The organism is Pantoea sp. Tr-811 (assembly GCF_011752535.1).
Classification (GTDB): domain Bacteria; phylum Pseudomonadota; class Gammaproteobacteria; order Pseudomonadales; family Pseudomonadaceae; genus Aquipseudomonas.
In genome coordinates, this window is the sequence record NZ_VWXJ01000010.1 from 39,753 (window position 1) to 60,997 (window position 21,245).

At 64.1% G+C, this 21,245-nt stretch carries 21 protein-coding genes; 7 read left to right on the forward strand and 14 right to left on the reverse strand.

From position 1 onward, the window contains the following. Positions 1 to 8: 8 nt before the first annotated feature. Positions 9 to 176 (reverse strand): rubredoxin, encoded by a 168-nt coding sequence (locus tag F3J44_RS16295; RefSeq protein ID WP_167274072.1) that lies wholly within the window; start codon positions 174 to 176, stop codon positions 9 to 11. Positions 177 to 407: 231 nt separating this feature from the next. Here F3J44_RS16295 and F3J44_RS16300 point away from each other — a divergent pair, with 231 nt between their 5' ends. Both F3J44_RS16300 and ubiA read left to right on the forward strand, forming a co-directional pair. After that, on the forward strand, positions 408 to 965 hold the full coding sequence (locus F3J44_RS16300) for a chorismate lyase (RefSeq protein ID WP_167274074.1): 558 nt from the start codon (positions 408 to 410) through the stop codon (positions 963 to 965). After that, positions 965 to 1,855, forward strand: coding sequence for a 4-hydroxybenzoate octaprenyltransferase (gene ubiA, locus F3J44_RS16305; protein WP_167274077.1), 891 nt, complete (start codon positions 965 to 967; stop codon positions 1,853 to 1,855). The genes F3J44_RS16300 and ubiA overlap by 1 nt, the downstream gene beginning before the upstream one ends. Before the next feature lie 93 nt (positions 1,856 to 1,948). Here the strand turns inward: ubiA and F3J44_RS16310 are convergent, their stop codons facing one another. Next, positions 1,949 to 2,320: a hypothetical protein gene (locus F3J44_RS16310; RefSeq protein ID WP_167066224.1), complete on the reverse strand. Its 372-nt coding sequence runs from the start codon at positions 2,318 to 2,320 to the stop codon at positions 1,949 to 1,951. Positions 2,321 to 2,494: 174 nt separating this feature from the next. On the opposite strand from F3J44_RS16310, the gene phoB reads away from it, so the two are divergent. From phoB to F3J44_RS16325, 3 genes are all read left to right on the forward strand, one after another. Further along, a complete protein-coding gene (phoB, locus tag F3J44_RS16315; RefSeq protein WP_003253341.1) occupies positions 2,495 to 3,184 on the forward strand; it encodes a phosphate regulon transcriptional regulator PhoB in 690 nt (229 codons plus the stop codon). 48 nt (positions 3,185 to 3,232) lie between these two features. Continuing rightward, on the forward strand, positions 3,233 to 4,540 hold the full coding sequence (phoR, locus tag F3J44_RS16320; RefSeq protein WP_167066227.1) for a phosphate regulon sensor histidine kinase PhoR: 1,308 nt from the start codon (positions 3,233 to 3,235) through the stop codon (positions 4,538 to 4,540). Between the two features lie 205 nt (positions 4,541 to 4,745). Further along, the gene (locus F3J44_RS16325) at positions 4,746 to 6,086 is read left to right on the forward strand and encodes a hemolysin family protein (RefSeq protein WP_167066229.1); all 1,341 of its coding nucleotides are present in this window, start codon (positions 4,746 to 4,748) and stop codon (positions 6,084 to 6,086) included. A gap of 36 nt (positions 6,087 to 6,122) precedes the next feature. On the opposite strand, the gene F3J44_RS16330 is transcribed toward F3J44_RS16325, so the two are convergent. The 8 genes from F3J44_RS16330 to F3J44_RS16365 all read right to left on the reverse strand — a co-directional run bounded on the left by F3J44_RS16330 (position 6,123) and on the right by F3J44_RS16365 (position 16,767). Further along, a complete protein-coding gene (locus tag F3J44_RS16330) occupies positions 6,123 to 7,025 on the reverse strand; it encodes a peptidoglycan DD-metalloendopeptidase family protein (protein ID WP_167066232.1) in 903 nt (300 codons plus the stop codon). Between the two features lie 190 nt (positions 7,026 to 7,215). Beyond that, complete coding sequence (locus F3J44_RS16335; RefSeq protein WP_167274079.1) at positions 7,216 to 8,109, reverse strand: response regulator; 894 nt, start codon at positions 8,107 to 8,109, stop codon at positions 7,216 to 7,218. A 165-nt stretch (positions 8,110 to 8,274) separates the two neighbouring features. Further along, positions 8,275 to 9,042 carry a phosphate signaling complex protein PhoU gene (gene phoU / locus F3J44_RS16340; RefSeq protein ID WP_167066238.1) on the reverse strand — a complete coding sequence of 256 codons (768 nt, stop codon included), beginning with the start codon at positions 9,040 to 9,042 and terminating at the stop codon, positions 8,275 to 8,277. 139 nt (positions 9,043 to 9,181) lie between these two features. Continuing rightward, positions 9,182 to 9,982, reverse strand: coding sequence for a phosphate ABC transporter ATP-binding protein PstB (pstB, locus tag F3J44_RS16345; RefSeq protein ID WP_240158403.1), 801 nt, complete (start codon positions 9,980 to 9,982; stop codon positions 9,182 to 9,184). Positions 9,983 to 10,102: 120 nt separating this feature from the next. Then, positions 10,103 to 11,698, reverse strand: coding sequence for a phosphate ABC transporter permease PstA (gene pstA / locus F3J44_RS16350; protein WP_205299948.1), 1,596 nt, complete (start codon positions 11,696 to 11,698; stop codon positions 10,103 to 10,105). Positions 11,699 to 11,790: 92 nt separating this feature from the next. Next, positions 11,791 to 14,055 (reverse strand): ABC transporter permease subunit, encoded by a 2,265-nt coding sequence (locus tag F3J44_RS16355; protein WP_205299935.1) that lies wholly within the window; start codon positions 14,053 to 14,055, stop codon positions 11,791 to 11,793. A gap of 163 nt (positions 14,056 to 14,218) precedes the next feature. Further along, a complete protein-coding gene (locus tag F3J44_RS16360) occupies positions 14,219 to 15,217 on the reverse strand; it encodes a phosphate ABC transporter substrate-binding protein PstS (protein ID WP_167066250.1) in 999 nt (332 codons plus the stop codon). Between the two features lie 281 nt (positions 15,218 to 15,498). Beyond that, positions 15,499 to 16,767 (reverse strand): MFS transporter, encoded by a 1,269-nt coding sequence (locus F3J44_RS16365; RefSeq protein WP_370526761.1) that lies wholly within the window; start codon positions 16,765 to 16,767, stop codon positions 15,499 to 15,501. A gap of 380 nt (positions 16,768 to 17,147) precedes the next feature. Between F3J44_RS16365 and F3J44_RS16370 the strand changes: the two genes are divergently transcribed. After that, the gene (locus F3J44_RS16370; protein ID WP_027917060.1) at positions 17,148 to 17,546 is read left to right on the forward strand and encodes an acyl-CoA thioesterase; all 399 of its coding nucleotides are present in this window, start codon (positions 17,148 to 17,150) and stop codon (positions 17,544 to 17,546) included. A gap of 72 nt (positions 17,547 to 17,618) precedes the next feature. Further along, the gene (locus F3J44_RS16375) at positions 17,619 to 18,515 is read left to right on the forward strand and encodes a D-hexose-6-phosphate mutarotase (protein WP_167274090.1); all 897 of its coding nucleotides are present in this window, start codon (positions 17,619 to 17,621) and stop codon (positions 18,513 to 18,515) included. A gap of 87 nt (positions 18,516 to 18,602) precedes the next feature. Here F3J44_RS16375 and F3J44_RS16380 read toward each other — a convergent pair whose 3' ends face one another. The 4 genes from F3J44_RS16380 to purE form a co-directional block, all read right to left on the reverse strand. Continuing rightward, positions 18,603 to 19,136, reverse strand: coding sequence for a DUF3299 domain-containing protein (locus F3J44_RS16380; protein ID WP_167066258.1), 534 nt, complete (start codon positions 19,134 to 19,136; stop codon positions 18,603 to 18,605). 49 nt (positions 19,137 to 19,185) lie between these two features. Beyond that, on the reverse strand, positions 19,186 to 19,431 hold the full coding sequence (locus F3J44_RS16385; RefSeq protein ID WP_167066261.1) for a GlsB/YeaQ/YmgE family stress response membrane protein: 246 nt from the start codon (positions 19,429 to 19,431) through the stop codon (positions 19,186 to 19,188). 96 nt (positions 19,432 to 19,527) lie between these two features. Next, positions 19,528 to 20,610, reverse strand: a complete 1,083-nt coding sequence (locus F3J44_RS16390) for a 5-(carboxyamino)imidazole ribonucleotide synthase (RefSeq protein WP_167274093.1) — start codon at positions 20,608 to 20,610, stop codon at positions 19,528 to 19,530. Positions 20,611 to 20,620: 10 nt separating this feature from the next. Further along, complete coding sequence (gene purE / locus F3J44_RS16395) at positions 20,621 to 21,112, reverse strand: 5-(carboxyamino)imidazole ribonucleotide mutase (RefSeq protein ID WP_038411454.1); 492 nt, start codon at positions 21,110 to 21,112, stop codon at positions 20,621 to 20,623. Positions 21,113 to 21,245: the final 133 nt, after the last annotated feature.

A 21,245-nucleotide genomic window follows, 5' to 3' on the forward strand; every position in this document is an offset into this window, starting at 1 on the left:
TTCCTCTATCAGCTGATGGCGATCATTTCGAAGTCGCTCTTGCCTACGCCGCAGTCAGGGCATAGCCAGTCTTGCGGCACGTCTTCCCAGCGGGTGCCGGGGGCGATGCCGTCGTCGGGCCAGCCTTCGGCTTCGTCGTAGATCAGGCCACAGACAATACATTGCCACTTTTTCATGGGGTCTTGGTCCTCGGTTCAGGCTCGGGGCGTATGTTGCTGCTGATGGCCACTTCGCGGGCAAGCCCGCTCCCACAAGGGCTGCATTCAACCTGTGGGAGCGGGCTTGCCCGCGAAGGGGCCAGCGCGCAATTCTTGAGGGCTTTGTAGCGGCCCTGCCAGCAGGATGCAAGCGCTGGGGGCAATCATGCTAAGCTCGCCGCCTCTCTGGCTGTCATCAAGCATACCGACGTGTCGTACGAAACCCCGCAAGCAGCCGCTGTCGCGTGGCTGGCGTATTCACAACTGGCCACCGATACCGACCAGCCGACCCTGGACTGGCTGTTCGACGAAGGGTCGCTGACCCGCCGCCTCACCCGCCTGTCCCACGACCACTTCAGCGTCACGCCCCTGTTCGAGGGCTGGCAGCCGCTGCGCGCCGACGAATGCCAGGCCTTGGGCGTCGCGCCGGGCGCCGAGGGTTGGGTGCGCGAGGTGTACCTGCGCGGCCATGGCCGGCCATGGGTGTTCGCCCGTAGCGTCGCCAGCCGCAGCGCCCTGGAGCGCGGCGGGCTGGACCTGGAACACCTGGGCAGCCGCTCGCTGGGCGAACTGCTGTTCTGCGACCAGGCCTTCATTCGCCACCCGATCGAGGTGTGCCGTTATCCACAGGGCTGGCTGCCGGCCGCAGCTGCCCATGCCGGCCTGTGGGGGCGGCGCTCGCGTTTCGAGCGTGGCGGCCTCGACTTGCTGGTGGCGGAGGTGTTTCTGCCTACACTGTGGCAGGCGGCCAAGGAGGAGAACCGCTGATGTACCTGCAACTGCTCAAGTCGTTGAACCGCCTGCACCCGCGCGCCTGGGACTTCGTCCAGCTCAGCCGCATGGACCGCCCCATCGGCATCTACCTGCTGCTCTGGCCAACCCTGGCGGCGGTGTGGATTGCCGGGCAAGGTGCTCCCACCCTGGCCAACGTGCTGATCTTCGGCCTGGGCGTGGTGCTGATGCGCGCCGCCGGTTGCTGCATCAACGACTTCGCCGACCGCAAGGTCGATGGCCATGTCAAACGCACCGCCGACCGGCCGCTGGCCAGTGGCCGGGTGAAGTCGCGCGAGGCCCTGGCACTGTTCGCGATCCTGGTCGGGGTGAGTTTCCTGCTGGTGCTGTGCACCAACAGCCGCACCGTGTGGCTGTCGTTCGGCGCGGTAGCCCTGGCGTTCTGCTACCCGTTCATGAAGCGCTACACCTACTACCCGCAAGTGGTGCTGGGCGCCGCGTATTCCTGGGGCATTCCCATGGCCTTTACCGCCGCCGGTGACGAACTGCCGGCCAGTGCCTGGCTGCTGTACATCGCCAACCTGCTGTGGACGGTGGGCTATGACACCTACTACGCGATGGTCGACCGCGACGACGACCTGAAGATTGGCGTGAAGTCGACCGCGATCCTGTTCGGCGAAGCGGACCGGGCAATCATCCTGACCTTGCAGTTGTTGTCACTGGGCTGCCTGCTGCTGGCGGGCAACCGCTTCGAGCTGGGCGGCTGGTTCCACCTTGGCCTGCTGGGCGCTGCGGCGTGCTTTGCCTGGGAATTCTGGTCGACGCGCAAGCTGGACCGTGAGTCGTGCTTCAAGGCTTTCCTGCACAACCATTGGGCGGGGTTGCTGGTGTTTATCGGGGTGGTGCTGGATTACGCACTTCGCTGAAGATTGGGGCCGCTCTGCGGCCCATTCGCGGCTCAAGGCCGCTCCTACATCGGCCGGTGTGTGCAGGCACTTGTAGGAGCGGCCCCAGCTCTATCAAGGCTTGGCCACGTGCCAGACGTCTTTCATGCCGTCTCCGGTCATGTCGCCGTCCTTCTTGTCCTTGACGAAGGTGTACAGCGGTTTGCCACCGTAGGCCCACTGCATGGAACCGTCGTCACGCTTCACATGGGTCCACTTGCCCTTGGGTGCTTCGTCATCCTTCTTGACCATCAGCGGTGGCCAGTTCTTGGCGCAGTCGCCGTTGCACATGGACTTGCCGCCGGTGTCCTTGTCGAAGGTGTACAGGGTCATGCCGTTGTGGTCGACCAGCATGCCGTTCTTCTCCATGGCATGGTGGGCGGATGCCACCCCGGGCAGCGCCAGTGCAGCGAATAGGGCCATCCAGCTCAGCGTATGTCGTGTCATTGGATTCACCTTGAATTCGGGCTTGGAATGCGTGTTGTTCACCGCCTGCGCGGCCTTGTGTAGCCTAGCCCAGTCACGGAATGTCGCCAGAACGGCCAACACCCTGTCACACAGCTGCAATAATTCCGTTATCTAATGCGGGCCAAGACACGAATCCTGGGAGAGGTTTTGAGCATGGTTGGCAGAAACATTCTGATCGTCGACGACGAAGCACCGATTCGCGAGATGATCGCCGTTGCCCTGGAAATGGCCGGCTATGACTGCCTGGAAGCCGAAAATTCCCAGCAAGCCCACGCTATCATCGTCGACCGCAAGCCCGACCTGATCCTGCTCGACTGGATGCTCCCCGGCACCTCCGGGATCGAACTGGCGCGCCGCCTCAAGCGCGACGAGCTGACCGGGGACATCCCGATCATCATGCTCACCGCCAAGGGCGAAGAGGACAACAAGATCCAGGGCCTGGAAGTGGGCGCCGACGACTACATCACCAAGCCGTTCTCGCCACGCGAGCTGGTGGCACGCCTGAAGGCCGTGCTGCGCCGCACCGGCCCGAGCGACAGCGAGGCGCCAATCGAAGTGGGTGGCCTGTTGCTCGACCCGATCAGCCACCGCGTGACCATCGATGGCAAGCCGGCCGAGATGGGCCCTACCGAATACCGCCTGCTGCAGTTCTTCATGACCCACCAGGAGCGCGCCTACACCCGTGGCCAGTTGCTCGACCAGGTATGGGGCGGCAACGTGTATGTCGAGGAGCGCACCGTCGACGTGCACATCCGTCGCCTGCGCAAGGCACTGGGTGAAGCGTATGAAAATCTGGTACAAACCGTCCGGGGCACTGGCTACCGCTTCTCGACCAAGAGCTGATCGAGTCGAAAAGCGCCAAGCTGCACGTCGTTGTACAAGGACCGTCAATTGAACCAGAACTGGCACGCGACCCTGATTCGCCACCTGCTGCTGCTGGTCACCGTCTGCCTGATCGGTGGCCTGGCCAGCGGGTATTACGGCTGGAGCCTGGCCATCGGCCTGGCGCTGTACCTGGGCTGGACCCTCAAGCAGTTGCTGCGCCTGCACGACTGGCTACGCAACCACCAACCCGAGGAAGCCCCGCCCGATGGCTACGGCCTGTGGGGCGAGGTGTTCGACAGCATCTACCACCTGCAACGCCGCGACCAGCGCGTGCGCGGGCGCCTGCAGGCGGTGATCGACCGGGTGCAGGAGTCCACCGCCGCCCTGCGCGACGCGGTGATCATGCTCGACAGCGACGGCAACCTGGAGTGGTGGAACCGCGCCGCAGAAACCTTGCTGGGCTTCAAGACCCCGCAGGATGGCGGCCAACCGGTGACCAACCTGGTGCGCCACCCACGCTTCAAGGAATATTTCGAAGCGGAAAACTACGTCGAGCCGCTGGAAATCCCCTCGCCGATCAACGACCGCCTGCGCGTACAGCTGCACATCACCCGCTACGGCAACAACGAGCACCTGATGCTGGTGCGCGACGTCACCCGTATTCACCAGCTCGAACAGATGCGCAAAGACTTCGTCGCCAACGTGTCCCACGAGCTGCGCACGCCGCTGACGGTGATCACCGGCTACCTGGAAACCCTGCTGGACAACGTCGAGGACGTCAACCCGCGTTGGGCCCGGGCCTTGCAGCAGATGACCCAGCAAGGCTCGCGCATGCAAACCCTGCTCAACGACCTGCTGCTGCTGGCCAAGCTGGAAGCCACCGACTACCCGTCGGACAACCAGCCGGTGGCAGTCGACGCCCTGCTTGCCGCCATCAAGAACGACGCCCAGGCACTGTCCGGGCCGCGCAACCAGCGCATCAGCCTGGAAGCCGCACCAGGCCTGCGCCTGAAGGGCAGCGAGTCGGAACTGCGCAGTGCCTTTTCCAACCTGGTGTTCAATGCGGTGAAATACACCCAGGACGAGGGCAACATTCGCATTCGCTGGTGGGGCGACGAACAGGGCGCGCACCTGTCGGTGCAGGACTCGGGGGTCGGCATCGACGCCAAGCACCTGCCGCGCCTTACCGAACGCTTCTACCGGGTAGATTCCAGCCGCGCCTCGAACACCGGCGGCACCGGGCTGGGCCTGGCGATCGTCAAGCACGTGCTGATGCGCCACCGTGGCAAGCTGGAAATCAGCAGCGTGCCGGGGCATGGCAGCACCTTTACCTGTCATTTTGCCCCGGCACAATTGGCGGGTGGCAAGGGCTGAGGTTGGGGCTGCCTTGCAGCCCATCGCGGGGCAAGCCCGCTCCTACAAGGGGGTGCGTGCGCCGCGAATGGGCCGCGAAGCGGCCCCAATGAAACCAGCACCCTTTGCTTTTGCAGCCCCAGCCGCTACATTGGATCCCCTGTGCCAGCAAGAGCTGGCACTTTTTTTCTCTCCCAGCTAAGACGGACCCCGTAAAAACTCCATCATGGACCCTTCCCCTGGTATCAGCCTCACCTCGATATTCGCCGATTTCGGCATGATCATCTTCGCCTTCCTGCTGGTGCTGCTCAACGGCTTCTTCGTAGCCGCCGAGTTCGCCATGGTCAAGCTGCGCGCCACCCGCGTGGAATCCATCGCCGAAGAGCACGGCTGGCGCGGCAACATCCTGCGCAAGGTTCACAACCAGCTCGACGCCTACCTGTCGGCCTGCCAGCTGGGTATCACCCTGGCCTCGCTGGGCCTGGGCTGGGTCGGTGAGCCGGCCTTCGCCCACCTGCTCGAACCGCTGCTGGCGTACCTGGGCGTGGACAGCGCCGAGCTGGTCAAGGGGGTGTCGTTCTTCGTCGCCTTCTTCGTCATCTCCTACCTGCACATCGTGGTCGGTGAGCTGGCGCCCAAGTCGTGGGCAATCCGCAAGCCCGAGCTGCTGTCGCTGTGGACCGCGGTACCGCTGTACCTGTTCTACTGGGCCATGTACCCGGCCATCTACCTGCTCAACGCCAGCGCCAACACCATTTTGCGCATCGCCGGCCAAGGCGAACCTGGCCCGCACCACGAGCACCACTACAGCCGCGAAGAGCTCAAGCTGATCCTGCACTCCAGCCGCGGCCAGGACCCCAGCGACCAAGGCATGCGCGTGCTGGCTTCGGCCGTGGAAATGGGCGAACTGGAGGTGGTCGACTGGGCCAACTCGCGTGAGGACATGGTCAGCATCGACGCCCATGCCCCACTCAAGGAAATCCTTGCGCTGGTGCGCCGCCACAAGTTCAGCCGCTACCCGTTGTACGACGCCGAGCGTGAAGCGTTCACCGGCCTGCTGCACATCAAGGACCTGCTCCTGGAGCTTGCGGAGCTTGAGCACCTGCCGGAAACGGTCGACCTCGAAGACCTCGCCCGCCCGCTGGAGCGGGTATCGCGGCACATGCCGCTGTCGCAACTGCTGGAGCAGTTCCGCAAGGGCGGCGCGCACTTCGTGCTGGTGGAGGAAGCCGACGGCAAGGTAATCGGCTACCTGACCATGGAAGACGTGCTGGAAGTGCTGGTGGGCGACATTCAGGACGAGCACCGCAAGACCGAGCGCGGCATCCTCGCCTACCAGCCGGGCAAGCTGCTGGTACGCGGTGATACGCCCCTGTTCAAGGTCGAGCGCCTGCTGGGCGTTGACCTGGACCATATCGAGGCGGAAACCCTGGCCGGGCTGGTCTACGAGACCCTCAAGCGCGTGCCGGAGGAAGAGGAAGTGCTGGAGGTCGAAGGCCTGCGCATCATCATCAAGAAGATGAAAGGGCCAAAGATCGTGCTGGCCAAGGTGCTGAAACTGGATTGACCGTGGGGGGGCTGCTACGCAGCCCATCCGCGTGGCTCAGGGGTTGCCGGCGGTGAAGTCGGGCAACCCGCCAATCGGCCGGTCGAACTGAAACGGGATCGACTCCAGCGCCAGCCCCACGTTGCGTTGGATCACGAAATGCAGGTGGGGCCCAGTGCTGTTGCCGGTATTGCCCGACTTGGCCAGCGCCTGCCCCAACGCCACCTGCTGCCCCTCACGCACCACCACCGAACCACGCATCAGGTGCAGGTACACGCCCATGGTGCCGTCGGGGTGCAGAATTCGCACGAAATTACCTGCAGGGTTATTGCCACGCCCGTTTTGACTGTTCTCCACCTTGACCACCAAGCCGCCACGGGCAGCGATGATCGGCGTTCCCTCGGGCATGGCGATGTCCATTGCATAGCGGCTTCTGGGGCCGAAATGACTGAAACGGCCATTGGGGCCCTGTGTCAGACGAAAAGGCCCGCCCTTCCACGGAAATGGGTAGCGGTAAGCCAACGAACGCTGGCCGGGGTCACCCATGGCGTACTGGAAGTCGGTGGCATACTGCAGCTTGCCGCCCGGCGCCGCCAGCACCGAACTGAGCACCTTGCTTGACCGGGGCCCAACCACAGCACGAATGTTACGCGGTTGATTGCCGCCAAAGGCGTTGGCCAGCTTGTCGATGCGCAGCACCACCTGCATCGGCACATACAACTCATTGCGCACCATGAAGCGCACACCGCCGGGGAAGGTTTCCGCCTGCAGCCGCACCTTGCCATCGATGTGATCGAGGATCGGCTCGCGGAACTCGAAGGTTTTCGCCCCTGGGCTGTAACGGTCGGAATAGGAAACCACGCCGGTATCGTCGACGGTCTTGTAGATGGTCATACCCAGGCTCGACGCGGACGCCGAGAGCAAGGCACCGAACAACAGCAGGCGGGCGGTGGCTGGCATGATGGTGGCTTTTTGACAGTTACGGTCTGTCGAAGCCTAGCAGCGAGATTTGAGAGGGATATGACAGTTGGTCGGCTCATGCACTCCCTTGTGTAGGAGCGGGCTTGCCCCGCGAACACCGGCAAAGCCGGTGCCAGCCACCGCGGCGCCTGGTTCGCGGGGCAAGCCCGCCCCTACAAAGGGGCCCCAACTACGCGCCGGGGGTGAAGTGCTTCTGCTGGGTCCCGCGGGCAATCAGGCGCGACAGGTAGTCGAGCTTCTGCGCATCCTGGTCGACGAACTTGAAGGTCAGCTGCAGCCATTCGCTCTCAGGCTTGGGCTCCAGTGCCGCAATGGCGTGCAGGTAGCCGTTCAGGCGGGCCACCTCGGCGTTCTCGCCCTGTTCCAGGTCCAGTACCGCACCTTCCAGTACCTGGGGCAGCGCCGCGCTGCGGCGCACCACCAGCAGCGCTTCCTTGAGGCTCAGGGCCTTGATCACGCAGGGCTGGGTGCCGCTGGACAAACGCAACTGGCCCTGGCCGCGGCCGGCCGTTGCGGCGGCGGCTGCCGATTGCGGCGTGGGCGCATTGATCAGCGGCCTGGCCGGCGCGGGCGCCGCCATCTTGGCCGCTTCCGGCTTGCCGCCGGTCAGGGCGCTCAGCGAGTCATTGGCGAACGCCGAATTGGCCCGCGCCGCGGCGCCGCCCAGCAGGCTGTCCAGCTTGCCGATCTTGGCCAGGGCTTTTTTCACCTTGGTCAGCAGTTGCTCGTTGGTGAACGGCTTGCCGACAAAGTCGGAAACCCCGGCCTGGATGGCCTGGATCACGTTTTCCTTGTCGCCACGGCTGGTCACCATGATGAACTGCAGGTCTTTCATTTCCGCCTGCTGGCGGCACCAGGTGAGCAGTTCCAGGCCAGACATCTCGGGCATTTCCCAGTCGCACAGCACCAGGTCGAAGGTCTCCTTGGCCAGCATGGCCATGGCCTTGCGGCCATTGACCGCGTCTTCGATGACCATGCCCGGGAAGGCATTGCGCAGGCACTTCCTGACCAGGTCACGGATGAACGGTGCGTCATCCACGACCAGCACATTGACTTTACTCATCGATACTCCTCTTGAATCCCGACTAGCCTACCGCGCAATGGTGGCCAATTGCCAATAACTGGGTCACGCCGGGACTTCTTCGCATCGTTCGCGGGTGCCTGCTGGTTGCGCTGCCACAAACGAAAACGCCCGGCACAGGCCGGGCGTCGATGCTCGGGAGCAATCTTATTTATCGTCCGCTTCGTCCGGAACATTAGCGCTTTCGGCCAGGCCGGCGGTGCCTTCCACCTCGGCCTTCATGCGCTTGAGGCCCATGTGCCGCACGTCGGTGCCGCGCACCAGGTAGATCACCAGCTCCGAGATGTTGCGCGCGTGGTCGCCGATGCGCTCCAGCGAACGCAGCACCCAGATCACGCTGAGCACCCGCGAGATCGAGCGCGGGTCTTCCATCATGTAGGTGACCAGCTCACGCAGGGCCGTCTTGTATTCGCGGTCGATGGTCTTGTCGTACTGGGCCACCGCCAGCGCCAGGTCGGCGTCGAAGCGGGCGAAGGCGTCCAGGGCGTCGCGCACCATGTTGCGCACCTGGTCGCCGATATGGCGCACCTCGACGTAACCACGTGGCGCCTCGCCTTCCTCGCACAGCTGGATGGCGCGGCGGGCGATCTTGGTCGACTCGTCGCCAATGCGCTCCAGGTCGATCACCGACTTGGAAATGCTGATGATCAGGCGCAGGTCGGACGCCGCCGGCTGGCGACGGGCGAGGATGCGCAGGCATTCCTCGTCGATGTTGCGCTCCATCTGGTTGATCTGCTCGTCAACCTCACGCACTTGCTGGGCCAGGCCCGAGTCGGCTTCGATCAGCGCGGTGACCGCGTCGTTGACCTGCTTCTCGACCAGGCCGCCCATGGCCAACAGGTGGCTGCGTACTTCTTCGAGCTCGGCGTTGAACTGCTGGGAAATGTGGTGCGTCAGGCTTTCTTTGTTGATCATCGTTTTGTCCTTTGCTAGCGCGGCCCTGTAGGGCCGGTTTCACCCGCGAACACCGGCAAAGCCGGTGCCATGCACTGGGCCGCCCGGCTCGCGGTTGAACCCGCTCCCACAGGGGCCAGTCGCCCATCGCGAGCGGCGCTTAACCGTAGCGACCGGTAATGTAGTCTTCGGTCTGCTTCTTCGCCGGGTTGGTGAACAGCGTGTCGGTGTCACCGAATTCGACCAGTTTGCCCATGTACATGAACGCGGTGTAGTCCGAAACGCGGGCTGCCTGCTGCATGTTGTGGGTCACGATAACGATGGTGTACTTGGATTTCAGTTCGTAGATCAGCTCTTCGACCTTCAGCGTCGAGATCGGGTCGAGCGCCGAGCAGGGTTCGTCGAGCAGCAGCACTTCCGGCTCCACGGCGATGGTACGGGCAATCACCAGGCGCTGCTGCTGGCCACCGGACAACCCCAGGGCCGAGTCGTGCAGGCGGTCCTTGACCTCATCCCACAGGGCCGCGCCCTTGAGCGCCCACTCCACGGCTTCGTCGAGCACGCGCTTCTTGTTGATGCCCTGGATGCGCAGGCCATAGACCACGTTCTCGTAGATGGTCTTGGGGAACGGGTTGGGCTTCTGGAACACCATGCCCACCCGGCGGCGCAGCTCGGCCACGTCCTCGCCCTTGCGGTAGATGTTGTTGCCGTACAGGTTGATCGCGCCGTCCACGCGGCAGCCGTCAACCAGGTCGTTCATGCGGTTGAAGGTGCGCAGCAGGGTCGACTTGCCGCAGCCGGATGGGCCGATGAAGGCGGTCACGCGCTGCTTGGGGATGTTCATCTGCACATCGAACAGGGCTTGCTTGTCGCCGTAGAACAGGCTCAGGCCCGGTACTTCGATGGCCACGGTTTCTTCGGCCAGGCGCAGGCCCTGTTTGCTGCGACCCAAGGCAGACATGTCGATGCCGTGGGTGTGGGATTCATGCTGCATGGTCAACTCCATACGCTATCAATTCGTTTCAAAGGGCCGCGCGGCCCGGCTGGGGGCGGCGCGGCGCGGCGCGCTTGCAGATCAGGCTCAGCTGTCGAGCGCCTTGTACTTCTCGCGCAGGTGGTTACGGATCCACACCGCCGACAGGTTGAGCGTGGCGATCACCAGCACCAGCAGCAGCGCGGTGGCGTACACCAGCGGCCGTGCGGCCTCGACGTTCGGGCTCTGGAAGCCGACGTCGTAGATGTGGAAGCCCAGGTGCATGATCTTCTGGTCCAGGTGCAGGTACGGGTAGTTTCCGTCCAGCGGCAGCGACGGTGCCAGCTTCACCACACCCACCAGCATCAGCGGCGCCACTTCGCCGGCGGCGCGGGCCACGGCCAGGATCATGCCGGTCATCATCGCCGGGCTGGCCATCGGCAGCACGATCTTCCACAGGGTTTCGGCCTTGGTCGCGCCCAGGGCCAGGGAGCCTTCGCGTACGGTACGCGGAATGCGCGCCAGGCCTTCCTCGGTGGCCACGATCACCACCGGCACGGCCAGCAGCGCCAGGGTCAACGAGGCCCACAGCAGGCCCGGTGTACCCAGGGTCGGCGCCGGCAGCGCCTCGGGGAAGAACAGCCGGTCGATCGAGCCGCCCAGCACGTAGACGAAGAAGCCCAGGCCGAACACGCCGTAAACGATTGCCGGCACACCGGCCAGGTTGTTCACGGCAATGCGGATCAGGCGGGTGACCGGGCCTTGGCGGGCGTACTCACGCAGGTACACGGCCGCCAGCACACCGAACGGGGTGACGATCACGGCCATGATCAGGGTCATCATCACGGTGCCGAAGATGGCCGGGAAAATCCCGCCCTCGGTGTTGGCTTCACGCGGGTCGTCGCTGAGGAATTCCCACACCTTGGCGAAGTAGGTGCCCAGCTTGGTCAGCAGCGACATGCCGTTGGGCTGGATGGCGTGCACCACCTTGCTCAGGTTGATTTCAACTTCCCGGCCATTGGCATCGCGGGCCACCAGGCTGTCGCGGGCGAAGGCCTGGTGCAAGCCGCTCAGGCGCTCCTCGATGGCCTTGTAGCGGCTGTTGAGTTCGGCGCGCTCGGCATCCATGTCGGCCTGGGCGGCGGCGTCCAGCTGGCCGTGCAGCTCCAGCTTGCGGCCCTGCAGGCGCAGGCGCTCAAGGCCGTGGTTGATGGCGCCGATGTCTTTCTTCTCAAGTTGCTGCAGCTCGCTGTTGAGCTGGCTGGCGCGCTTGAGGCGAGCCTGCAGCTCGTTCCACGCCGCCGGGCCCTGGGCCACGACGCGCCCTTCTTCCTTGACGCTGACCAGGTAGCCATAGAAGTTGCCCCACTCACGGCGCTCCAGCGCCATCAGGTCAGCCGGGCGCTGCTCGTCCACCAGCCAGTCGCCGACCACCCAGGTGAAGTCGTTGCCGTTGAGGTCGCGGTTACCCACCTTGACCAGCTCGCGGGTCATGAACTCCGGGCCCTGGTCCGGGACCGGCAGGCCAGCGCCCTTGAGGCGGGCACGCGGGACTTGTTCTTTCTGCACCACTTCGCCGATGACGACGTGGTCGGCCTGGCCCGGCACCTTGTAGGTGGCCTGCACCAGGTCGGCCGGCCAGAAGTGGCCCAGGCCGCGCACGGCGATCACCGCCAGCAGGCCAACGGTCATGATCACCGCCATGGCCACGGCGCCACCGCTGATCCAGACACCAGGGGCGCCGCTCTTGAACCAGCCTTTGAGGGAATCCTTTTTCACGGATCGCTACCTTTCTATCAAAGCGACGAGTATTTCTTGCGCAGGCGCTGGCGAATCAGCTCGGCCAAGGTGTTCATGATGAAGGTGAACACCAGCAGCACCAGGGCAGCGAGGAACAGCACGCGGTAGTGGCTGCCGCCGACTTCCGACTCGGGCATCTCGACCGCCACGTTGGCGGCCAGGGTGCGCATGCCTTCGAACAGGTTCATCTCCATCACCGGGGTGTTGCCGGTGGCCATGAGCACGATCATGGTTTCGCCCACCGCACGGCCCAGGCCGATCATCAGCGCCGAGAAGATGCCCGGGCTGGCGGTGAGGATGACCACGCGGGTCAGGGTTTGCCACGGCGTCGCACCCAGGGCCAGGGAGCCCAGGGTCAGGCTGCGCGGCACGCTGAACACGGCGTCTTCGGCAATCGAGTAGATGTTCGGGATGACCGCAAAGCCCATGGCGATGCCCACCACCAGGGCGTTGCGCTGGTCGTAGGTGATGCCCAGGTCGTTGGTGATCCACAGGCGCATGTCACCGCCGAAGAACCAGCTTTCCAGGTGCGGGCTCAGAGTCAGGGCGAACCAGCCGGTGAACAGGATCACCGGGATCAGGATCGCCGCCTCCCAGCCATCCGGCACCCGCAGGCGAATCGACTCCGGCAGGCGGCTCCAGGTGAAGCCGGCCAGCAGGATGCCGAACGGCATCAGCAGGAACAGGCTGAACACACCCGGCAGGTGGCCTTCCAGGTACGGCGCAAGGAACAGGCCGGCGAAGAAGCCGAGGATCACCGTCGGCATCGCTTCCATCAGCTCGATCACCGGCTTGACCTTGCGGCGCATGCCCGGGGCCATGAAGTAGGCGGTATAGATGGCTGCGGCGATGGCCAGCGGCGCCGCCAGGATCATCGCGTAGAACGCGGCCTTGAGGGTGCCGAAGGTCAGCGGCGACAGGCTCAGCTTGGGCTCGAAGTCGGTGTTCGAGGCCGTCGACTGCCAGACGTACTTGGGCTCGTCGTAGTTCTCGTACCAGACCTTGCCCCACAGCGCACTGAAGGAAATTTCCGGGTGCGGGTTGCGCAGGCTCAGCGGCTGCAGCTTGCCGCCTTCCTCGATGATGATGCGGTTGGCCCGTGGCGACAGGGCCAGGATGCCGGCGCCCTCGGCGGCCTGCTCCACCAGCAGCGTGCGGTGCGCGGTGCTGTGGAACACGCCAAGCTTGCCTTCGGTGTCCAGGGCGATGAAGCCCTTGCGGCGCTCCTCGGCATCGATCTGGGCGATGGGCGCCTTGCCCATCTGGAAGGTGCGGATCTGCTTGAAGCGCTGTTCGCCATCCGGGTCGCGGGCCATGAACCATTGGGCCAGGCCGCCCTTGGAGTCACCGATGATCAGCGAAATGCCGCCGACCAGCTGGGTGCTGGCGGTGATTTCGGTGTCGGCGCTTTCAGCCAGCTTATAGCGGCCGTTGAGGCTTTTCTCACGCAGGCTGAACACGTCGGCGGTGGCCCGGCCGTTGATCACATACAGCCACTGCTGGCGTGGGTCGATGAAGATGTTCTTCACCGCCTCGGTCATCTGCGGCAGCTCGATACGGTTCTGCTCGGTGGTGACCTCTTCGGTCATCATGTTTTCCGTGCGGGTCAGCGCCAGCACCTGCAGGTGCGCGCCGGTGGAGCCGGCCACCACCAGGGTGTCGCCGTTGACGTTGACGCTGACATGTTCCAGCGCCCGGCCCTGGTCGTCGAGCACGAACGGTGCCTGCCCATAGGGGTAGTCGATGCCGGCCGTGATGGTCTTCTTGTTGTCCGGGTAGGTGATCTTGTAGGTGTGATGGAACACCAGCGCCTGGCCATTGGACAAGCCCAGCACCACCAGCGGGCTGCCCGGCTGGTCGCTGCCGATGGAGCTGACCTGGGTGCCTGCCGGCAATGGCAGGTCGACGCGCTTGATCTCGTTACCGGTCTTGGTATCGAAGAACAGCGCCTGGCCCTTGTCGGAAACGCGCATGCCCACCAGGTTCTGCTCTTCCAGGGCAATCATCAATGGCTTGCCAGCGTCCTGCTGCAGCCAGGCAGGCGCCAGGGCTGGCTTGCGGGTCAGCTCGGCGCCCTGGAACAGGGGCAGCACCACGTAGGCCAGGTAGAAGAAGATCAGGGTGATGGCGGCCAGAACGGCAAGCCCGCCCACCAGCACGTACCAGCGGGTCAGGCGGTCCTTGAGGGCGCGCATGCGGCGCTTGCGTTGCAGCTCGGGCGTATTGAAGTCAATCCGCACGGGTGGAGAATTTGGGGTCATTGTGGAATTGGCCAGATCATTCATGCGCACACCCTAGCGGTCCCGTATGACAAAAACATGACAATGTGTTGACGCGACAAAGCCCGCCGCACAGGAACCCTGGCTTCGGACTGGGGAAAGCGTGGAAGGGGCCGGCGTTTGCCGCCGGCCGCTTCTCAGTTACTTACTTCTTTGCAACGTTGTCGCTGTGGGACAGGCCCAGGTCAGCCAGGGTCTTGTCGACCACTTTGGCCGGCAGCGGGATGTAACCATCCTTCACCACGACCTGCTGGCCAGCCTGCGACAGTACCAGCTTGACGAACTCGGCTTCCAGCGGGGCCAGAGGCTTGTTCGGCGCCTTGTTGACGTAAACGTACAGGAAGCGCGACAGCGGGTACGAGCCGTTCAGGGCGTTGGCTTCGTTGTCCTCGATGTACTCGCCGCCTTCCTTCTTGGCCAGGGCAACGGTTTTCACACTGGCGGTCTTGTAGCCGATGCCCGAGTAGCCGATGCCGTTCAGCGAGGAGCTGATCGACTGCACGACCGAAGCCGAGCCAGGTTGTTCGTTGACGTTAGGCTTGAAGTCGCCTTTGCACAGGGCTTCTTCCTTGAAGTAGCCGTAGGTGCCCGATACCGAGTTGCGGCCGAACAGCTGGATTGGCTTGTTGGCCAGGTCGCCGGTCACACCAACGTCGCCCCAGGTCTTGGCTTCGGCCTTGCCACCGCACAGGCGGGTGGAGGAGAAGATCGCGTCGACCTGAGCCATGGTCAGGCCCTTGATCGGGTTGTCCTTGTGCACGAACACGGCCAGGGCGTCGACGGCAACCGGGATTGCAGTTGGCTTGTAGCCGTACTTCTGCTCGAACGCCTGCAGCTCGACGTCCTTCATCTTGCGGCTCATCGGGCCGAGGTTGGCGGTGCCTTCGGTCAGGGCGGGTGGCGCGGTCGACGAGCCAGCGGCCTGGATCTGGATGTTTACGTTTGGATATTCCTTCTTGTAGGCCTCGGCCCACAGAGTCATCAGGTTCGCGAGGGTGTCGGAACCGACGCTGGAGAGGTTGCCCGATACACCGGTGGTCTTGGTGTAGGTCGGGATCGACGGATCGACGGCGGCTACCGCGTTGGCGGCTGCAACGCCAGCGGCGGCGAACGTGAGGGCCGCCATCAAACGCTTCAGTTTCATGCCTTGCTCCTAGCAGGAATATTGGGGTGTTGGATGGAACGGGCCCAAGTATCGGCAGGCCGCATGAACACGATATGACTTGATTATGACAAATGGATGAAAGGCCATCATTTCCAACAGCGCCAATACAGCGCAGGTGCGGGGGCGTCGGGGCTGCTTCCGCACCCCATCGCGACATGCTGTCGCTCCTACCCAGTGCGAATGGAAACGCGGTCAATGTAGGAGCGACAGCATGTCGCGATGGGCCGCGCAGCGGCCCCACAGCGTTCTACAGTCGCAAATCAGCGCTTGTTGGCAAGCAGGTAAAGGCCAACGCAGAAGCCCACGGCGCACAGCCCAGCCACATAATAAGCCGGGGCCATCGGGCTGACCTTCAGCAGCGCCGTCACCACCATCGGCGTCAGGCCACCGAAAATGGCATAGGCCACGTTGTAGGAGAACGACAGGCCACTGAAACGCACCGCCGCCGGGAACGCCTTGACCATCACGTAGGGCACCGCGCCGATCACACCCACGCACAGGCCGGTCACCGCGTACAGCGGGAACAGCAGCTCTGGGCGGGTGGGCAGGCTGTGGTAGAACGCCCACGAAGTCACCAGCAGCAGCAGGCTGCCAATCACGAACACCCGGCCTGCGCCGAACCGGTCGGCCAGGCCGCCCGCACCGATGCAGCCCAGGCTCAGCAACACGATGGCCAGGCTGTTGGCCTTGAGCGAATCGGTGGGGCTAACGTGGTAGATGCTCTGCAGCAGCGCCGGGGTCATCAGGATCACCACCACGATGCCCGCCGACAGCAACCAGGTCAGCAGCATCGACAGGATGATCGGGCCACGGTGGTCACGCAGCACCGCACGCAGCGGCAGCTCCTCGGCCAGGGCCTTGCGCTCCTGCATTTCGGCAAACACCGGGGTTTCGTGCAGCCAGCGGCGCAGGTACACCGAGAACAGGCCGAACACGCCGCCCAGCAGGAACGGAATGCGCCAGGCATAGTCGGCCACTTCCTCGGCGCTGTAGACGCTGTTGATCAGCGTGGCCACCAGCGAGCCCAGGAGAATGCCCGCCGTCAGGCCGGCAGTGAGGGTGCCGCAGGCGTAGCCGGTGTTGCGCGCCGGCACGTGCTCGGAAACGAACACCCAGGCACCGGGCACCTCGCCACCAATCGCCGCGCCCTGTATCACCCGCATCAGCAGCAGCAGGATCGGCGCCCACAGGCCAATTTGCGCATAGGTGGGCAAAAGGCCCATGACCAGGGTCGGCAAGGCCATCATGAAGATGCTCAAGGTGAACATCTTCTTGCGCCCAAGCAGGTCGCCGAAGTGCGCCATGACGATGCCGCCCAGTGGGCGCGCCAGGTAACCGGCGGCGAAGATGCCGAAGGTTTGCATCAGGCGCAGCCATTCGGGCATGTCGGCGGGGAAGAACAACTTGCCGACTACCGTGGCGAAGAACACGAAGATGATGAAGTCGTAGAATTCCAGCGCGCCGCCCAGGGCGGACAGTGAGAGGGTCTTGTAGTCACTGCGGGTCAGCGGCCGCGGGGGCTGCTCGATACTGCTCGGCACGGAGGTCATCGCTCGTCGTTCTCTTGTAGGCATGCAGGCCGCTTGGTACGCGGCTTCTGGATTGGAAAGAGCAGCGAAGATAGCAAATAGCCGAGCCGCGCTGAAAGCGATACAAAAACCCAACAGATATTCATGACTGCACGGTCGTCGCTGAGCGATTGGCTATATATACTGGTCGTTCGTAGGAAAAGGCTGCTATTAACAAGGGAAGTTGTGCAAAAACGCCGGTCGTGATGTCAGACGGTTTCGCAGAGTTTCCCTATGGCCGACCAGTGAAAACGTAATCAGCGTAGTATGGTGTCAGCTGAATCGTTTTCTCGGCCTTGCGCCACACCAACGAAAGCGTCACGGGTCAGAGGCCCCCTCGCATGATCGAGCTCGAACAAGAAGATCCTATCCCGCAAGGCGACCTGGCCTTGCAGATCACCGCGCTGCCGCGCGAAACCAACGGTTTCGGCGATATCTTCGGCGGCTGGCTGGTGGCCCAGATGGACCTGGCAGGTACTGCCATGGCCAGCCGCGTCGCCGGTGGCCGGGTGGCCACGGTGTCCATCGACCGCATGGCGTTCCTGGTGCCGGTGGCGGTAGGCGCGCAGCTGTCGTTCTACACCCAGACCCTGGAAATCGGCCGCAGCTCGATCCGCATGATGGTCGAAGTGTGGAGCGATGACCCGCTGTCCAGCGAATGGCGCAAGGTCACCGAGGCAACGTTCGTGTTCGTCGCCATCGACGGCAGCGGCCGTACCCGCTCGGTGCCTCGTCGCTGAGCCCTGCGGGCGGTAAACTCATTGCACGTCACCGGGTCCAAGGGCCCACAGGCATTCAATGAGACGAGCGCAATGGCTAATTTCAAGGTCGAATCCGAGCAACATGGCGAACTCAACTGCTGGCGCATCAGCAGCGAGCGCGCCGAACTACTGATTGCCCAGCAAGGCGCACAGATTCTCAGCTACCAGCGTGTTGGCGAGCCACCGCTGCTGTGGCTGAGCGACCAGGCCATCTTCCGCCAGGGCAAGTCGGTGCGTGCCGGGGTCCCGGTGTGCTGGCCGTGGTTCGGCAACCTGCAGCGCAACCCCGCCTCGGTGCAGGCCATGTACCAGGGCGAGCAGGCACCTGCCCACGGCCTGGCGCGCACCCGTGACTGGCAGTTGCTGGCCGTCGAGGAACAGGGGGCAGGCTTGCACATCCTGTTCACCCTGCCCGAGGCCCGGGGCAACCTGCCTGGCTGGCCGCATGATGTCGAGCTGACGCTGCAGGTCGTGCTGGGTGATGAGCTGAGCGTGGCCTTGACCAGCCGCAACCTGGGCACCAGCCCGGTGACCATCAGCCAGGCCTTGCACAGCTACTTTGCCGTCAGCGATGTACGCCAGGCGCGAGTGGAAGGCGTCGAGGGGCTGCACTACATCGAAACCCTGGCCGACTGGGAGCAGCGCCAGCAGCCAGGCGCGCTGGAATTTGCCGGGGAAACCGACCGCATCTACCTCGATACCCCGAGCACCTTGAGCATCGTCGACCCGAAGTGGGCGCGGCGCATCACCCTGACCAGCAGCGGCTCGCGTTCGGCGGTGATCTGGAACCCCTGGACCGAACGGGCCCGGGAGCTGGCGGACATGGCCGACGATGGCTGGCAGCGGATGCTGTGCATCGAGACGGCGAATGTGTGGGGCGATGTGGTGAAGCTTGAGCCTGGGGCAAGCTGGGCGTTGCAGGTGCGGATCGGTAGCGCTGCGGTTTGAGGCCTGCTTTTGCAGGCCCGGCCCCTTCGCGGGGCAAGCCCGCTCCTACAAGAGCGGGCTTGCCCGCGAAAGGGCCGGCACAGGCGATCAGAGGTCGGCGTCTTCCACCACCCTCACCTTCGCCGCATCCAGCGCATACGCCGCATCGGCCAGGTCATTGCTGACCTTCTCCACTTTGAGCTTGCCGGTCACCCACAGCGGCGTGTAGATGTCGTCGATCTTCAGCCCTTTGGGGTAGCGCACCAGCACCAACTGGTTCGGCGGCGGTGGCGGCACGTGGATGCACGCGCCTGGGTACGGCACCAGGAAGAACAGCGTGCTGTTGCCCTTGGCATCGCTTTCCAGCGGCACCGGGTAGCCGCCCAGGCGAATGTCCTTGCCGTTCATGGCCGCCACGGTCTTGGTCGAGTACATCACCGCCGGCAGGCCCTTGCTCTGCTTCAGGCCGCCCTTGGCGGTGAAGGTGCCATTGGCTTCCGGCGAGTTGTGGTCGATTTCGGGCATCGCTTCGAGGGCCTTCTGGTCCGACTTGGGCATCAGCTCCAGCCAGTCGGTTTCAGGCAATTCGGCATGGGCCAGGGTACTGGCCAGAAGCAAGGGAAGCAGGAACAAGGCACGCATGAGAAGGCTCGGCAACTCGGGATGAATTGCCGGGCATTCTAACCAGTATTCAGCGTTTCTTGATGAATCCGTAGATCACCAGGATGATGATCGCACCCACCACTGCACCGATGAAGCCCGCGGCCTGCCCGGCCTGGTAGATACCCAGGGCCTGGCCGCCATAGGTGGCGAGCAGGGAACCGGCGATACCCAGCAGTATGGTCATGATCCAGCCCATGCTGTCGTCGCCCGGCTTCAGGAAGCGGGCCAGCAGGCCGACGATAAGGCCGATGAAGATGGTTCCAATGATGCCCATGGCAGTCCCTCTGAAATGAAGATGGAACATGCCAAAGCCTAGACAGCGCTTTGGCATGTTGCCATTTCAGAGGGCCAAGCCCCGGCAGAAGTTCGATCAGTTGCTGATCAACGCCTCTACTTCGGCAATCTTGGCCTTGAGGGTGGCCATGTCCTGGCAGCGCAGGGTGGCGTGACCAACCTTGCGCCCAACCTTGAAGGCCTTGCCGTAGTGGTGCAGGTGGCAGTCATCGATGGCCACGACCTTGGCCACCGCCGGCACTTCGCCGATGAAGTTGAGCATGGCGCTTTCACCGACCTTGGCGGTCGAACCCAGCGGCAGGCCAGCCACGGCGCGCAGGTGGTTCTCGAACTGGCTGCACTCGGCGCCTTCGATGGTCCAGTGCCCGGAGTTGTGCACGCGCGGGGCGATTTCATTGGCCTTCAGGCCACCGTCCACCTCGAAGAACTCGAAGGCCATGACGCCAACGTAGTCCAGCTGCTTGAGCACGCGGCCAACGTAGTCTTCGGCCAGGCCTTGCAGCGGGTGCGCCTGGCTGGCCACCGACAGCTTGAGAATGCCGCTCTCGTGGGTGTTGTGCACCAGCGGGTAGAAGCGGGTTTCGCCATCGCGGGCGCGCACCGCCACCAGCGACACTTCACCGGTGAACGGCACGAAGCCTTCCAGCAGGCACGGCACGCTGCCCAGCTCGGCGAAGGTGTCGACCACGTCCTCGGCCGTGCGCAGCACCTTCTGGCCCTTGCCGTCATAACCCAGGGTGCGGGTTTTAAGCACGGCCGGCAGGCCGATGCTGGCCACCGCGGCGTCCAGGTCGGCCTGGGAAAGGATGTCGGCGAAGGCCGGGGTCGGAATGCCCAGGTCGCGGAACATGCTTTTTTCGAACAGGCGGTCACGGGCGATGCGCAGCGCCTCGGCGCTTGGGTACACCGGCACGAACTGCGAGAGGAAGGCCACGGTTTCGGCCGGGACGCTTTCGAACTCGAAGGTCACCAGGTCGACTTCGTCGGCCAGCTGGCGCAGGTGGTCCTGGTCGCCGTAATCGGCACGCAGGTGCTCACCCAGGGGGGCGGCACAGGCGTCCGGCGCAGGGTCGAGGAAAGCGAAGTTCATACCCAGCGGAGTGCCCGCCAGGGCCAGCATGCGGCCCAGTTGGCCGCCACCGATTACACCGATCTTCATGGGTTCAGCCTCAAGCCTGGCGCGGGTCTGGATTGTCCAGCACGGTGTCGGTCTGCTCGGTGCGGAACTGCTTGAGCGCCGCGTGGAACTGCGGGTGCTTGGCGCCGAGGATGCTGGCCGACAGCAACGCAGCGTTGACCGCGCCAGCACGGCCGATGGCCAGGGTGGCAACCGGCACGCCGGCAGGCATCTGCACGATCGACAGCAGCGAGTCGACACCCGACAGCATCGACGACTGCACCGGCACGCCGAGCACCGGCAGGTGGGTCTTGGCGGCGCACATGCCTGGCAGGTGGGCAGCGCCACCGGCACCGGCGATGATCACCTCGATGCCACGGCCCTCGGCCTCCTCGGCATACTGGAACAGCAGATCCGGGGTGCGGTGGGCGGAAACCACCTTCACTTCGTAGGGAATGCCGAGTTTTTCCAGCATATCGGCGGTGTGGCTAAGGGTGGACCAATCGGACTTGGAGCCCATGATCACGCCAACCAGTGCACTCATCGTCGAGCCTCTTCGCTTGTGCGCCCTTGGGCGCGTCAAAAAACAACAAGCCACGCGGGACGACCGGCGTGGCTTGTTTGCTGATCAGAACCGGACGCATCCGGTCGAAAGGCCGCGCAGTATACCGTAACCC